This window comes from Nocardia sp. NPDC052566 (genome assembly GCF_044547285.1).
Taxonomy (GTDB): domain Bacteria; phylum Actinomycetota; class Actinomycetes; order Mycobacteriales; family Mycobacteriaceae; genus Nocardia.
Genome location: NZ_JBIUAF010000003.1, coordinates 909,588 through 925,276, shown reverse-complemented (window position 1 = coordinate 925,276; position 15,689 = coordinate 909,588). Strand labels below are relative to the sequence as shown.

At 68.4% G+C, this 15,689-nt stretch carries 11 protein-coding genes; all 11 read right to left on the bottom strand.

What is annotated here, in order from left to right; genetic code table 11:
* Positions 1-2: 2 nt before the first annotated feature.
* The 11 genes from ACIG5A_RS17990 to ACIG5A_RS17940 all read right to left on the bottom strand — a co-directional run bounded on the left by ACIG5A_RS17990 (position 3) and on the right by ACIG5A_RS17940 (position 15,674).
* On the bottom strand, positions 3-989 hold the full coding sequence (locus ACIG5A_RS17990; RefSeq protein WP_397241323.1) for a PPE domain-containing protein: 987 nt from the start codon (positions 987-989) through the stop codon (positions 3-5).
* Positions 990-1,016: 27 nt separating this feature from the next.
* Positions 1,017-1,349 (bottom strand): PE family protein, encoded by a 333-nt coding sequence (locus tag ACIG5A_RS17985; RefSeq protein ID WP_397241322.1) that lies wholly within the window; start codon positions 1,347-1,349, stop codon positions 1,017-1,019.
* Between the two features lie 10 nt (positions 1,350-1,359).
* Positions 1,360-2,691 carry a hypothetical protein gene (locus ACIG5A_RS17980; protein WP_397241321.1) on the bottom strand — a complete coding sequence of 444 codons (1,332 nt, stop codon included), beginning with the start codon at positions 2,689-2,691 and terminating at the stop codon, positions 1,360-1,362.
* Complete coding sequence (locus tag ACIG5A_RS17975) at positions 2,688-3,005, bottom strand: type VII secretion target (RefSeq protein ID WP_397241320.1); 318 nt, start codon at positions 3,003-3,005, stop codon at positions 2,688-2,690. Before ACIG5A_RS17975 ends, ACIG5A_RS17980 begins: the two co-directional genes overlap by 4 nt.
* Positions 3,006-3,142: 137 nt before the next feature.
* Entirely contained in the window at positions 3,143-3,442 is a 300-nt protein-coding gene (locus ACIG5A_RS17970) for a YbaB/EbfC family nucleoid-associated protein (RefSeq protein ID WP_397241319.1), read from the bottom strand.
* Between the two features lie 26 nt (positions 3,443-3,468).
* Entirely contained in the window at positions 3,469-3,864 is a 396-nt protein-coding gene (locus ACIG5A_RS17965) for a hypothetical protein (RefSeq protein WP_397241318.1), read from the bottom strand.
* A complete protein-coding gene (locus tag ACIG5A_RS17960) occupies positions 3,855-4,646 on the bottom strand; it encodes an ESX secretion-associated protein EspG (protein ID WP_397241317.1) in 792 nt (263 codons plus the stop codon). Before ACIG5A_RS17960 ends, ACIG5A_RS17965 begins: the two co-directional genes overlap by 10 nt.
* Positions 4,643-6,463, bottom strand: a complete 1,821-nt coding sequence (locus tag ACIG5A_RS17955; protein ID WP_397241316.1) for a hypothetical protein — start codon at positions 6,461-6,463, stop codon at positions 4,643-4,645. Before ACIG5A_RS17955 ends, ACIG5A_RS17960 begins: the two co-directional genes overlap by 4 nt.
* Before the next feature lie 142 nt (positions 6,464-6,605).
* Positions 6,606-7,157 (bottom strand): hypothetical protein, encoded by a 552-nt coding sequence (locus ACIG5A_RS17950; protein ID WP_397241315.1) that lies wholly within the window; start codon positions 7,155-7,157, stop codon positions 6,606-6,608.
* A gap of 11 nt (positions 7,158-7,168) precedes the next feature.
* The gene (locus tag ACIG5A_RS17945; protein ID WP_397241314.1) at positions 7,169-7,855 is read right to left on the bottom strand and encodes a hypothetical protein; all 687 of its coding nucleotides are present in this window, start codon (positions 7,853-7,855) and stop codon (positions 7,169-7,171) included.
* Positions 7,848-15,674 (bottom strand): hypothetical protein, encoded by a 7,827-nt coding sequence (locus ACIG5A_RS17940; protein ID WP_397241313.1) that lies wholly within the window; start codon positions 15,672-15,674, stop codon positions 7,848-7,850. The genes ACIG5A_RS17945 and ACIG5A_RS17940 overlap by 8 nt, the downstream gene beginning before the upstream one ends.
* Positions 15,675-15,689: the final 15 nt, after the last annotated feature.

Sequence of the window (15,689 nt, the reverse complement as noted above, 5' to 3'; positions counted from 1 at the left end):
GGTCACGAACCACCCCCGGCCGCGACCGGACCGCTCGGTGCGGCCGGTTCCGGCGCACCGAGCACGGCGGGCGCGGAGACCACGCCGAGTTCCTGACCGAAGGTATCCATTTCGACGACCGCGGCACGGGTTTGGTATTCCTCGTCCTGTGTCGCGCCCGCGGCGGATCCGAGCGCGCCGACCGGCGCGAACGGGGTTCCGGCCGCGGCTGTTGCCGCGGTGGCCGTGGTAACCGGCTGCGGGACAATCGTTTCGGTCGTTTCCACCGACTGCGCGACCATTTGCGGCCGATACGACCCCAGTGGTCGCACAAACGCGACCGGGCCGAGCATGCCGGGCATCGCGACACCGGGCATGCCCGCGGTCAGGGCGGACTGCGTCGACTCGGCCGCCTGCGCGGTGGCCTGCTCGGCCGCCAGCGCATCACCCGGCGCTATCGTCGGCGGTTGTTCGTGCGGCCACGGCGTGGCCAGCGGCTCGGTCGATGCCTCATAGCTCTGCATCACCCGCGCCGCGGCGGCCTTGGCCAGGTCGTCCTCCGCATCGGTATGCGCGGCAACGGCTCTGATCGGTGCGCCGAGCATGGCCGAGATCCGCTCCAGCGCGCGCTGCGCCTCCTGGATGGCGGCGATATCGACCGAGTTCGGCATGGTCAGCCGGGCGAGCTGGTATGCGGCGGCCTGCTTCTCGGCGCGCAGCGCGTTCTCCGCCGCCGCCTTGGCTGCCTCGGTGAGCCACTCGCGCAGCAGCGAGATCTTGTCCAGCACAGCACGACTGGTATCCGAATCCCATGCCGTGCCGAGCGCGGCGACGATCTGCTGATACTCGAGCACCGCCGTACCGAAGGCCGCGGCCAGTTTCGTCCAGGCCACACCCGCCTCGGCCATCGGTATCGCACCCGGCCCGGTGGACAGTTCGCGCGTCAGCCGCTCCGGCTCACGCGCGTTCCAGACCACCCCGGTGAAGCCGGGTCGCGGTGGTTCGATCATCGCAGCTCCGTGTATCGGATAACGGGATCAGGCCGAGCCGACGCCGCCGAGCGCATCGACACTCTCCGATTCCGCGTTGCCGAACTGGATCGCCTGCGACCGCAGCGACGCGGCCAGCTTCCTGAGCTCGAGCGTGCCCGCCGACGCGCTCTCCGAATACGACACGGCGACATCGGTCATCGTCGCCGCCGCGCGCAGCGAGACCTCGTCGATACCGGCGGGTGCCACTCGCAACGCGGGCTCGCCCGCGCTCAGCTCGCGTTCCAGCCGCTCCGCCAGGCCGTCGAGCCGCGCGGCGGCATCGCGCGCCGCCGCTGGATCGAATTGCACACCACCGAAAGCCACACCACTGTTTGCCATGACGACCTCCTCAGAGGGTGAGTTCCTTGTCCGGCGGTGGTTCGGTCACGTGTTCAGCCGCGCCGACCACCGGCAGCGAGACTCCATCGAGATTGCCGACAACTTCGTCGCCGTGTTGCGCGTTGACCAGGAATTCGGGATGGGCTCCCGCATCGCCCGCGGCCCGCGCGCCGAGCAGACCGCCGCCGGCGCCGCCGATGGGCATCATGCCCGGGCTCGCCGACGAGCCGACCGGGGCCGACCGCATCATCGTGGGTTCCACCGCGGGGGATCCCTGCCCCATCGAGGCGGCGCCGGGCAGCGAACCGGCGGCCCTGGTACCCGACCACGGGCTCAGCGGCGCCTGCGCGGGAGCGATCCCGCCGACGGCGCCGACACCGCCGAGCTTGCCGCCGACACCACCCTTGGCATCGTGCTCGAGCCCGTTCCGCTCCCGCTCGCGATCTTCCTTTTCCTTGGTTTCCCTGTCCTTGTCCCTTGCCGCCTGCTCCTTCGCGAGCATGGCCTGGCTCTGGGCCAGCTGAGTCGCCGACTGAACACCGGTCTGCGCCATGGTCATCAGCGGCGTGAGCATCTGCATCAGCTGCTGCATGCCCTGATCCGCGCCGCCACCGGCGAGGCCCTTCGGCGGCTTGGTCACGGGAACCTTGCGACCCGTCGCGGTCATGTTGGCCGAGTGCCCGGTCAGTTCGATGCGGGTCTTGGCCACCGTCGCGAGCGCCTCGGTGATGGTCTCGGCGGTCGCGGCCACGATGAACAGCTGGCCACCCGGCGCGCCTGCCATCGGCGCCGCGATGGCCATCTGCGTCATGTATTTGGCGACGATCGCCGCCATCAGCGCGGCGCCGACGCCGACCGAGGTGGCCGCGCCGCCGAGGACGGCTTTCTCACCCACGCTCTGGGTGGCGAGGTCGGCGCCGTTGGCCGCCGCCTGTCCCGCCTTGCCCGCGGCCTGATTCGCGCCCATGCCCTGCCACAGCGACATCAGCACCTGAAGGGCGCTGGTGCCCACCGTCATCGCGGTTTGCAGTGCCTGGGTGATACCGGTCAGCGCCTGAGTGGGGTCGACGGGGGCGCCGCCCGCCCCCGGATTGGCGTTGGCGCTCGTATTGAGCACGCCGGTGCCGAAACTGCTCGCCAGATCCGTGATCGGCCGGGTGAGCGCGGCCAGGTCGATGACCGGCAGCGGCGGCATATCCGGCAGTGGCGGCAGGCCGTTGATCTGCGGGAGCTGCGGCAGCCCCATATCTTTCAGGATGTCGTTGACCGGACGATCGATCAGCGGCGCGAGCGCACTGCCGCGCAGCAGGTCGACGATCGACGGGTCGACCTGCGCGTTCATGCCTGCTTATGTGTGTTGTAGAACTCGGTGCCCGAGGTCATATCGGTGCTCTCGTATGTCCCGGCACTCTGGTGCGCGGTGAGTGCCGTGGCCGCGTACACGTTGGCCAGTTCGAGAACCGATGCCGCATGGTTGCCCTGGGCAACGGCGAAAGCGAAGAGGAAGTCCTGGCCGATCAGGCCGAACACGGGTGCGGCGGCCGCCATGGTCGCGGTCTGGTCGAAGGCGCCTGCCGCGGCGACACCGGTCGCCATCGCCACTGCGGCGTCTCCGTACGCGCGAATCGCATCAGGTGCTGCTACGAGTTCGCTCATCGAAATCCCCGATCCTGTAATGCATTTGATCAACTGTGGTGAACATACCAACCGATTTGCGACGTCGGGTAGGCAGTTTGCAGAAACTTAAGGTTTCCCTGACGAAATACTGATGTGCTCTGGTAAACGATCGATGTCTACTCGGCGACCTCCTCGTTGAAGGCGGTGATCAGCTCGCCACGCGCGGTGAACGCGCGCCGGGCGGCGCCATGGGTCGCGGCCAGTAGCGCCTGCTCGAACTGCTCCGGCGTCATCTTCGAAACAGCCTGGGAGAACTCGAGATTCAGCAGCGCACCGTTGCCGTCCACCTCGGCGGTGATCGAATCGTCCGGTGCGGACTCGCGCGCGGTGACGGCGGCCATGTCATCGGCGAGATCACGCATCCGATACAGCCGTTTCTGCACGCTGGCCACCAGGTCGTCCATGGTTTCGTACATCGGGCTCAGCCCTCTCCGCTCCGGTCCTATACCGAGCGCAACCAGCTGCGCGGCTCGGTGTCGTATTCTTCCTCTTCCGCGATCTCCTGGCGAGCCACCTCTTCTCGGGTCGGTAACCCCATCAAGGTCAGCATGTCGCCGGTCATGCCCGCGGCGGCCAATTCTTCCCGCTTGGCCAGCCCGGCGCGATTCGCCGCCTGCTTACACAGCCGCAGCACCTCGGCCGCCAGCGCCTGTGGATCGCGGCGCAACTCGGATGGCTCGATCGAGATGCCAAGAGGCAGACCCTGATCCGTGGTCCGCACCGAGATCGACCCCGATAGCGAGGCCGCGGTCCACTCGGACAACCCCGCGGGCTGCTTGCCTGCCTGTTCCGCGTCCATATCCATCAGCTCCACTTCATCGCCGCCACTCAGGCCCATTCGTCCTTGATCGCCCTGACGACGGTAGCGATCTCGGTATTGATCATCGCTACCAGACGCCTGGCGTCGACGCCGCTCGCCACCCGCGGGCTGCCCGGCGGGACGGCGTAGCGGCCGTCGTCGACGACATCCCACCAGCCGATCTGCTGCCGGAGCATGCCGCGGGGCCCGAATCTCGATCTGCCCTGGCCGATCTCGATCGCCCCCCTGGTGGCGGCAGGCCTGGCGAGGAACTGCTCGGCCCGGCTGGTCACCGAATCCTCGAACGTATCCCACACATCCGAGTTGCCATAGGAGTAGTCCGGCTCGCCCGCACCGGATTCCGGCGGCGCGACAAGCAGCACATCGGCGTCCCTACCCGCCATCGCCTCGGGCAGCGCCGCGACGACGGCCTCGGCCAAACCGAGCGCGTCGCCGCGCGTGATCTCGAATCCCGCACTGTGCCAGATGGTTTTGCCAGGAAGCTGGCGCACGACATACCCTCGGTCGCCTTTGCGCGCGCCATGCATCCGAATACGCCCGTCCGGCTTCTCCGGTTCGGCGGCGTCCCAGCCGTACACCGCGACGCGGATATCGGCGTTCGCGAGATCGTCCATCAGCTCCGCGAGTGCGTAATCGCGCCGCGGGCGCAACGCGTCTCGCGCCGCGTTCTTGGCCGCGTCGAGCACATCCCAGTCGGGTGCGTCGCTGGCGAAGGTGAGCGGAAGCGGGAGGAAATCATCGTTGATCTCCTCCCAGAGCACCAGGAACTCCAGGTCGGTCAATGTCCAGGCCGAACTCATGTTTCTTTCTCTACGACAGGCTTGACGACCTTCGGCGCCTCGCCGATCGCCTGCTCGAGCGCCTCACTGGATTCCAGATAGTCGGCGCGCTTGTACTCCCGGTTCTGCCCGTGCCCGGCACCGTGCGCGGCGGGCCCCATCGCACCCGGCGCGCCCGGCGCACCCGCCGTCGCGGCCAGGCCGGTGCGTGCCGACGCCGCAAGCACATCGGTGGGCAGCCCTGCCCGCGGGAACAGCTTGGCGGCCTGTGCCGCCTCGCGCGAGAGCTGCGACAGCGGCGAGCCAGCTCCGGGGCCAGGGCCGGGACCCGCGCTGAGCCCCTTGGCCGCGGCGGTGGTCAAGTTGGGTGGGATGCCGAGCCCCTTCGCCAGGTCCTTCGCCTGATCCGTCAAACCCTTCTGCATGGCCTGCTGGGCCGCCTGCATACCTTGCTGCGCCGCCTGCTGGGCCGCCTGTTGGGCGGCTTGCGCGGCCTGCTGCGCGGTTTGCTGTTGTGCGCGTTGCTGTTCCGCGACGCGCTGCTCCTGCGCCCGGTCCTCCGCGGCCTTCTGCTGCTCGATGGCGCGCTGCTGATTATCGGCCGCCTGCTTGCGCAAGAGCTCCTGCTGCTGGTCGAGCGCCTGCTGCTGATTGCGCAGCACCTGCGCGGTATTGCCGGTGTTCTTGCCAGGAGTACCCGGGGTGCCGGGAGTGCCCTGTGGGTCGTCCGGCGGCGGCTTCGGCGGATCGGGCTTCTGCACCACCGGGTTCTTCGGCGGGGTGAGTACGGTCAGCGCATTGGAGGCGGTTTCGATACCGGTCTTGTACGAGGTGTCGATCGCGGCGATCGCGTTGTTGCGCGCGGCCGTATCGTCGATCTCCTTACCCTCCGATTTATAGGTGCCGTTTTTCTCCGTCGTGGTCCACGACATATGGTTCAGCGCCGAGCCGACATCACCGATCGCACAGGCCATCTGATGGCCCACCCAACCCAAAGTGTTACCGACCCAGTCCATTTCGGTCGTCAACTGAGTGATTTCCCCGGCATAGGCCGCACTCGATGCCACCGCGGCTTCCTTGCCGAAGCCGGACCATTGACTACTCGCCGTCGTCAATTCGTTGCCGAAATCGGTGAACGACCTGTTCAATTCGCCCGCCAGCCAGCTCCAGAGCATGGCCTTCAACTGGTGCTTCTGATCGCCTTTGTAGTTATAGAAGGTTTGGAACTCGCTCATCCAACCGAGGGTGCTGCCCGGTTCCGGCTTTGCCGGGCGCGGATCCTTCGCCCGCCCCTGCTGATCGGCGGCGGAAGGCGGGCTGTCCATCTTCATCTTCTTCGGATCTCGCTCCCAATCCTGCCAATCCTGGCCCGGGATCCGCTGCCCGACCTCCGGTTTGGGGACGAAGAACTTCTCCCCCACGTGTCGGCCCATATTGTCCTTGACCACGCGGTTCGCCGTCGCCGACCGCGCGATCCCGTCGAAGACGCCCGCCGCTTGATCGTCCTGGCCGTGATAGCTCTTGTCGGCGAGGACGAACGCCTCCCCGAGATCGGTGAGTATCTTGACGTGATCGCCGAGTATCCGGTCGAGTTCCTGGCCGCGGGTGCTGAACTTTTCCGCGAGCGCCGAACCCGATGGCAGGCTGCTGATCGGTTCCAGCGCATTGAGTTTGTTGTCGACCACCTGCTTGCGTGCCGATACGACGGCGGCGAGCAGCGTCGCGCACACATTGGCGAGCTTGTTCCCGACGCCGTCCGGCAAGGTCAGCGGGTCGGTGGCATTCGTCGCGTAACCCCGCAGGGCCTGCCCCAGATTCGGTTGGTCGTTCTCACCCACCGCGAATCCTCCTCCTCGGATCGCTGCCGTCGGCAGCCCGTCCCCCAGGTGTCATCCTGACACGTTTCGTCCCTTGGTAATTGAACATGCGATGTCTGAAATGTGAACCACCGTGCCAGATTCGCCTTGCCGCCATCGCACGTCACCAACCACCCGAGCGCTCCGCGTAGTAATCGCGCACCGCGGTCAACCGGAGCCGGGAGAATCGCCCGGGTTCGCTCTCGTAGACGGCACGGCCGTCGAGCGAGGTAAATGCCTCGGGCGGGACCGATTCGGCGCCGGGCGGGATGAACTTGAGCACTTCCTCCAGCGCGGCGAGTGCGGTGGCCAGCGCATGACGGGCGGTACGCCTCGCCTGTTCGTCGAGCCCGGCGTGGTCCATCGGGACCTGCTTCGCGGCGACCTCCGAATACCACAGCCACACACCGGGATCGATCAGCTGCGAGGGCTCGTCGGCGCCGAAGCGGACCGAAGCGGCGGGCGGCGGTATCTCGTCGGGCAGCCGGAATTCGTAGACGCGCTCGGTGCCGCAGCGTGCGCAGGTACCCGTGTAGCGGCTGGCGAGCACATCATCGACGTAGACGACCGAACTCTTGAACCGGCACCGGGTTTCGCCGCAGTTCGGGCACGGCTGCAGGTCGAGAAACAGATGCGCCTCGGCGTTGGTGCGCGCCAGCGGCAAGGTGATCGGCACAGCGTGATCCTTCATCTCGAGGACTGATTGCGCAGTTCGGGGTACTGGTCGCGTTCCCAGCCTGCCAGCGCGCTGACCGCGAGCTCGCCCCGGCCGTCGCAGACCGGGCACACCCGTGCGCCGTGGCATTCGCGGCACTGCTCGCGGCTGCCGCTCGCGCCGAGAATCCAGCCGCGGCTGCGGCACAGCGGGCACCAGCCGAGGCCGACGCACTCGTAGCACAGCAGATGCCCGTCGCTCACCGTCTCGGCGATCTTCACCGGTACCGGCGGCACGAACTCCTCGAGTTCGTACAGCGGCCTGGTCGCGGTGTCGCCGGTGTAGAGCACCCCGCCGAAGCCCTGCTGGATGCGCACGCTGATTTCGAATCCGTCGCGGATACCGGTGGCATGTAGCAGCGGTGTGCGGCCCTTGCGCTCGATCGTGCCCCGCTCGACGGTCCAGCCCGCGGCCGTCAGCCAGGCGGCGGCCCGGTCGATGAGTTCGGGGGTGTTCAGCTCGGCGGACCGGTCGACGGTCACCGTCACCTTGTCCTTGTACTGCAACTGCTCCTGCCAGTCGGCGACGACCGGATCACGTTCCGGCAGGTCCGGCACCTGCTCGGGGGTGATCTCGGCGGCCAGCTCGCGGATCTGCGCACGCAGCCACGCGCCGTCGCGCGCCAACTGTTCCCGCGCCCCAGGAATCTCGTCAGCCATTAGTTCGTCCCTCCGGCTCGTACTCGATCACCATACGGTGATCCGGTCGTGGCGGGATGAAACGTGCCATCGCGGCGGCATCCATGGTGTTCCGCGAGCCGGTGTCGATGGTGTAGTCGTAATCCTTGTTTCCTTCCGCGCTGAACAGGGTGTACTCGCGTATCCGGAATTGGCCGGGCAGGTCATCGGGCAGTTCCTGCAGCGCATCCCAGAGCTGGGGGCCGGTGATGTGGCCGCGGTTACCGCGCTCGCCACCCGCGTCTTCCGGCTTCATATCCCACTGCACCTCGATCCGGCCGCCCGGCGCCAGGATGCGTGGCAGCCGTTCGGCGAGTGCGGTGTAGTACGGGTCCGCCGGGTGCGCGCTGACATTGTTGATATACAGGCGCGCGACCGCGCCCTTCGTGCCATCACCCAGGACGGCGCCGTGCTCGAGCAGATCGCCGAACACCATGACGCTGCCCGCCTCGGTGAGCGGGCCGGGATCGAGGATGCCGAAGCCGCGGCGGCGCTGAGCGCGCAGCACCAGGTCGTCCACGAGTTCGGTCTTGATGATCAGGCCACCGCCCGCGCGGTCGGCGGTCGGTGTCATCTCCACCGCGAAGGCGCCGCGGCCGACACCGACATCGATGGTGTGCCCGCCCGCGCGGGCCGCCGGGACCGAATCGCGCATGCGATGCTCCAGCGGCTGGTCGACCGTGTCGAAGACATTCTGCTCGATCGGCAGCCGATGCGCGGGCCGCGGGCGCGACCAGACCTCGACAGCGGACCGGCCTTCCACCGGGTTGTGCAGCACCACGGCGTATTCCACGTTGATGCCGTGGTCGGCGGCGCCGCGGTTGGCACCGTCGATGTCGTGCAGGAAATCGTGGAAGCTCTGCTGCCGGTCGCCGAGCGACATGCGACCGGTGGCGTGGTCGAGCACACCGGCGTGCGGCGCCGGCCCGTGCGCCAATACCTCTGCGGCGGTGTGCATCCGGGCGAATCCGTCACCGAAGGCCGCATGGAACTCCGGTGGCATGCTCGCGCGGAACTGGTCGACAGCGCTGTGCAGCCCCCGCGGCGTCGGGCGGGGATGATTGATCGCGTCGTTGAGCGGATCCAGCGCCGAGAGCAGCTCGCCCATGCCGACCGTGCGGCGCGCCGCCGCCAGGTCACCGTCGGTGAACAGCGGATCGAAAACCCTGCGCGACAGCTCTTCACGCATCCGGCCGGACAGCGCCGCGGACTCCGCGCGCAGCAGATCGGGTGCGTACGCGCCGGTCAATTCCCGCGCCAGGCGCCCGAGGTGCTCGGCGGCGGCCTCCTGGAATCCGGTGGTACTGAGGTCACGGTCGAAAACCGGTCGCGCACCGAGCAGTCCGTCCTCGCCCATGCCGAGCTCCAGCCGATGCGCAAGCACCGGAGCATGCGACGCGAGCAGGTCCCACTCCGGGGTCCCCGGCCCGTCGCCGAGGCCGAGATGATCGAGCAGGTCCGCCAGATCCCTGCGCAGCGTCGTCGATTGGCCGGCCCGCGCGGGATCGAACGTCGAGCGATCGACGTGCGCGGTGAGCACCTCCGCCTCGGCATAGCGGCCACCGAGGTGATCGGTCAGCGCCGCGGGTCGCTCGCTGACCGGGTCGCGTACGACCCCCGGTTCGCCGTCGAGCCGGATCTCGGTGAGCTCGTGCGCCACCGCGCGGGCCACATCGTGATCGCGCGCCCGGGGCGAGACGAGCACGTCGTAGCCGGAATGGTCACTGCGCTCGGTGAATTCGGCGACCGCACGCTCGAGCGGGTGCTCTGCGACCCGCACCTCGACGGTGCCACCGCCGGGTAGCACCCAGTGGCCCTGCTCCGGGTTCCACGCCATATCCTTCGGCGTGATCAAGCGCAGGTTGTCCCGAATCTCGCCGGCGAGGCGATCCGGGGACAGGTCCTGCACGCTGTCGCGGGCATCGCCGCGAAATTCGCCGAGGTTGCCCGCCGTGCCGCGATGCGGTTCGCCGGGCCCGTGCTCGGCGGGAGGTTCGTAGGCGATCACCATCCGGTGCTGCGGGCGCGGCGGATTGAAGCCGGCGACGTCGTCCGGGTTCACCCGGTTCTTGGAGGCCGCGTCGATCGTGTAGTTGTAATCCCGGCCGACCGGGTAGCCGGGGTCCTGGATCTCGAAGAACCGCTGTGCCCGACCCTGATCCATCTCCTGAATCGCATCCCACAGCAGATCGCCGCGGATGTGCCCGCGATTGCCCTCCTGGCCCCCTTCCTTCTCCTGGGGGCTCATATCCCACTGCAGCTCGATCCGGCCGCCGGGGGCGAGCAGGCCGGGCAGTCGCTCGGCCAGTGGAAGATAGTGGTGCGGTTCGAGTTTGGCGCTGACGTTGTTCACGTAGTACCGAGCCACGCCGCCCAGCTCGCCGTCACCGAGCAGGTGACCTTGGGACAAGAGGTCGGCGAACACCATGACGCTGCCCGGCTCGGTCAGCGGGCCAGGATCCAAAAAGCCCATATCCCTGCGCCGCTGGCTCTTCTGGACCAGTTCGTCGGCCAGCTCCGTCTTCAGAATCAAGCCGCCGTTCGACCTGTCGGCCCGCGGGGTGAGCTCGACCCCGAAAGCGCCGCGGCCGACGCCGACGTCGACGACGTGCCCGCCACGGGCAGCGGCGGGCACGGATTCGAGTGGTCGCAGCGGAATAGCCTCGTTCGCCGGACCGAATACGGTGTCCGCCAGCGGAAGCCGGTGCCGCGGTTGCGGCCGCGGCATCACCTCGACGATCGACCTGCCGCCCACCTCCGTGTGCACCACCGCGGTGTACTCGACGTTCAGGTTGTGTTCGGCGGCACCGCGATTGGCACGGTCGATGGCGTGCAGGAACTCCGGCAGCGACATTCGCTCGCCGCCGATCTCCACCTGCCTGCTCGCGTAGTCGAGCAGACCGGTGGCCGGCGCGCGTTCGGCGCCGAAAGCATCGGCCGCCGTGCGCATCCGGTCCAGCCCGCCGTCGCGGCCGAGCGCATCCCAGAACTCCGCGGGCAGCGCCGTACGCAGGCCATCGATGGCGGCGCGCACCGCCGCCGCCCGCTGTCCCGGGGTATACCCCGGATGGTTGATCGCCTCGTTGATCGGGTCGAGCGCGTCGAACAGACCCGCGCCACCGGCCCTGCGCACCGCACGCGACCCGGGTTCGCTGAAGATCGGATCGAAGACCCGCCGTGCCAGCTCCTCGCGCATCCGTGCCTGCAGCCCGAGGGATTCCGCGCGCAGGACGTCCGCGCGCGAGGCTTCGGGCAGGTGCGCGCCGAGCTCGGCCAAGTGGGCCGACGTTGCCGCGTCGAATGCGTCCGGTGTCAGCGCCGACTCGAAGGTCGGCCGGTGTCCGAGCGGCCCGTCCGCGCCGAGGCCGAACTTCAACCGGACCGCCAGCTCGGGTTCGTGTGCTTCGAACCTCGCCCATTCGGGGGTGCCTTCGTGCAGGCCGAGGGTGTCGACCAGGTCGGCCAGATCCTTGCGCAGGCTCGGCAGCTTCTCCGCGGCGTACGGATCGAATATCGCGCGGTCGATGTGGTCGGCGACGACCCGCACCTCGGCGTAGCGGCCACCGAGGTGATCGGTCGTCACCGCGGGATTTTCGGCCTTCGGATCGATGGCGACCGCCGGATCGTGTGCCATGCCGATCTCGGTGAGTACGTGCGCCACCGCCCGCGCGGCATCCTGCCCGCGGGCGAATTTCGACACCGTGATCTCGTATCCGTGCTCAGCGGGCCCGAATTCGGCGACCCCGCCGCGCCCCGGCAGCTCACCGAGCTCGACCGTGACCTCGGCGCGCGGCGCGCCGGGGTGCTGCTCGGGCAGTACGAAGACCCCGCGCTCCGGATTCCATGCCACCCCCTTGGGCGTGACGAGTGCGACGTTGTCGGTGACCTCGGTCAGCAGATCGTTATCCGACATCCGCAGTGGCTTACCCGCCTCGCCCTGCAATGCGTCACCGCGGAAGTCACCGAGATCCGCTGCGATGCCGCGATGTTCGCGCCCCTCCAGCTCGGGGCGGACGGCTCCCGGCGGGTCGTAGATGATCACCATCTGATCGGACGGCCGCGGCGGCACCACCGCGGCCATCGTCCTCGGATCCATCTCGTTGTTGCGCCCGGCGTTGATGGAGTAGTCGTATTCGACCACGCCCGTCGGCTCTTCGATCCGGAATCGGGCCCGGATCTCGGGCCCCTGCCGTTCGAAGGCCTCCAGCAGCGCGTCGCCGGTGACGTGCCCGCGGTCGCCGGGCCTGCCGCCGACCTTGCGCTCCGAGGACATATCCCACTGCACCTCGATGCGGGCGCCCGGCGCGAGCAGCTCGGGCAGCCGCTCGGCGATCATGTCGTAGACCGGATCCTTGAGGTGGGCACTCAGGTTGTTGATATAGATCCGCGCGATCGAACCCTCGCCGAGGAAGTTCCCCTCGAGCAGCATGTCGCCGTAGAACATCAGCGAACCGGAGTCGGTGAGCGGCCCTGCGTCCAGCATCCCCAGCTTGCGCTGGCGCTGTGCGGGCACGGCGTAACTGTCGGTCAGCTCGGTCTTGAGGATCATCAGATGGTCGCGGTCGCCGCGTGGCGTCAGCTCCTCCGCGAATGCGCTCCGGCCGGTGCCGATATCGAGGACATACTTGCCGGTGGTGTGCGGCATCTCGTCGAGCGGCCGCAGCGGAATCGGCGCGTGATCATCGCCGAACCGCAACTGCCCCAACGGAAGCCGATGCTGCGGGCGGGGGCGCGACATCACCTCGAGCACCGAACTGCCGTCCAGCTCTTTGTAGCGCACCGGGAAGTACTCGACACTGACGCCGTTCTCCGCGGCGGCGCGATTCGCGTGGTCGATGCCCTTCAGGAAGTCGTGGATCGGCATGCGCTCGCCGACCCGTGGTTCACCCGGCAGCAGCTCACCCGGCCGTTGCCCGGTGATCCGCACTTCGCCTGTCGCGTGGTCGATCTCGGCGGTGACCCGGCCGTTGCCGATATCCCTCGCCGCCTCGTGCATCAACTCGATCCGGTCCGGACCGAAGGCGTCACGGAACTCCTGCGGCATGCTTCGGTAGAACTCCTCGATGCCCGCGCGCACCTCGCGCACGCGCTGTGCCTCGGTGAGTCCCGGCCGGTTCAGCGCTTCGTTGATCGGGTTCAGCGCGCTGTTGAGCTGCCGCTTGAATGCCTCGGCCGGTCCGCGCACCGCGGGATCGTTGAACATGCTCTCGTAGATCGGATCGAAAATCCGGCGCGCCAGTTCCTCGCGCATCCTGGCGTTGAGCGACATCGATTCGGCGCGCACCATCTCGTTCGCGTGCGCGCCCGTCAGCTGGTTGTCCAGCCGCCCAAGGTGCGCCGTCGCCTCGTTTTCGAACTCCCCCGGCCGCAATTCCTGATGGAATACGGGGGGCTCCACCACGATCGGGTCGCCCTCCAGACCGAGCCGCCTTGCCAGCACTGGATCGCGATCGATCAGCCACTGTTTTCGCTGGGCGCCCTCCTCGGTATCCAGCTGCAACCGATTGAGCAGATCCGCGAGATCCTTACGGCGCCCTGGCAATTCCTGCGCGCGGGCCGGATCGTAGGTCGCCGCGTCGATCTGTGCCCGCAGCACCTTCAGTTCGGCGTAGCGGCCGCCGAGATGTGCGGTGAACTGCGAGGGGCGATCGTTGGCCTGGTCGACCGCCAGCGACGAGTCGCGCGTCATCAGGTCGATCTCGGTGAGCTCGTGTGCCACCGCGCGCGCCACGTCCTCATCCCGTGCCCGCGGCGAGATCTCGACGACGAAACCGTTGGCCCGCTCGATGATCTCGGCGACCTTGTTGCGCAATACGGTCGCGGCCACCTTGACCGTGACCGTGCGCCCATCGGGCAGGACGAAGACCCGCCGCTCCGGATTCCACGACAGGTCCTTCGGTGTGATCAGCCGCAGGTTGGCATCCATCTCGCGCTGCACGACGAGCTGGGTGAGATCCTCGATGCCCTTGCGGGAATTGCCGCCGAACTCACCGACGTTGCCGGCCGCACCACGGTGCTGTTCCGCGCCGACGAGCTCGGCGGCGCGCGGGTCAGGCTGCGCGGCGCGGGAATTCGACTCGACGAGCTGCGCCGTGGGTTCGGTCGGACGCGGCGCGGCACCCCGGGAATCGGGCCCGGCGCCGCGCTGCTCGGGGGCGGACACCCGCGGCGCCTCGGCGGCCTCGCGACGCACGGGAGCCGGTTGCTCCTGGTGCGCGGCATTGACGGTGGCGCCGCGGTCGGCAACCTCGGTGCCACTCGCCTTGGCCAGCGGCCGCTCGGTGGTGATCGGCTCCTGCGCGACCGGCTTCGATTCGGTGGCGGTGCGATCGCCAGGGGCGGGCTTCGCCCCCGTCTCCGTCGGCTTGCCGCCCGATTCGGCGGGCCGCACACCGGAGTCGCCCGGCTTCACGCCCGATTCCGCCGGTCGGCCGCCCTGATCTGCCGACTTGATGCCGTGGTCGGACGGCTTGACACCGTGGTCGGACGCCGCGACGACCGATTCCGTTGGCTTGATGCCGCTTTCGATCCCGGCGCGGGACGGCTCGGGTGTGCTGCGCGTGTTCTCGCTGACCTCGGCGACCTTGCCGTTGTGGGTGTCCCCCTTGCCGCCCGAGGTGGCGTCGCTCTGCGTTTGATCGGTTCGCAGGTCCTGCGGCCGCTCGCGCTGCGTACCCGCCTGCTGGTTCGCGGGATTGGCTTCGCCGGCGAGATCCTTGGCCGTGGACTTTCCGTCGGCCAGCGGATCCGCCTTGGCCACATCGGGTTTCGGCGCGGTGCCGTCGAGCGAACCGGCGGACCTGGTCGCGGGCGCCTCAGTGGTGTGCGCGAGCCCGCGTGCCTGCTCGACGCCGCCTTTGAGCCCGTGCGACGCACCGAGACCGACACCGGCGGCGAGCAGTTGCACGTGGAAGGTCTTGTCGACCTTGCCCCAGTCGACGGTGCCGGTTGTGGCGTACTGCGTACCGGCCTGCCAGCCGAGGCCTGCACCGTACATGCCGACACCACCCGCGGCACCGCCGAGCGTCCCGCTGAACAACCCGTTGAGCTGCGGGCTGAGCCCCATCTTGGTGAAGAGCCGGTTCGCGCCCATCCCCACCGGTGCGCCGATCAATCCGCCCGCGCCCCACTCGAATCCGGTCCGCAGGTTCTGGGTGAGGTCGAAACCCTTGTCGCGATGACCGGCGGCGAGCTGATAGCCCTGGATTCCGCCGTCGAGGGCCATACCGGACAGCCCCGCCTTGACCCCGGTGATGGCGATCTGCTTGAGATAGGGCTTCAGCAGGTTCTTCAGGCCGACCTTGCCCGCCTCCATGGCCAGGGCGCCCGCACCTTTCGTGGCGGCCTGACCGACCGCTACCCGGCCTGCGCCCAGCGCGAACGGCACCCCCGCCGAACCCCACGGCCACGCCGCGAGCAGCTGGTAGACCGCGTACGCGGTGATACCGGCGAAGGTGGCCTCCATGATCTTGGTGTATTCCATCTCGGTGCCGCCGCCGCGGGTGTACTCACCGAGTTCCTTCAGCCCGGCCGCGTTCTCCTTGACCGAGGCCGGACCGCTGAACAGCTTGCCGAACTCCTCGTGCGCCTTGGTCGATCCCTCACCGGTGTAGTACTTCAGCGTCAGGTCGGTGACCCGCTTCAGCTCCGGTTCCAGCGCGGCCAGATCCTTGGCGGCCTGCTTCCAGGCATCACCGAGATCGAACAGATGGTCCTCATCACCTTCGGGATACTCGGCGCCGAAATTGAGTGCCGAGAGGATCCAGCCCGGAATCCACTCCCACAGTCCGGTGATACTCATAGGCCGCGTCTCGCT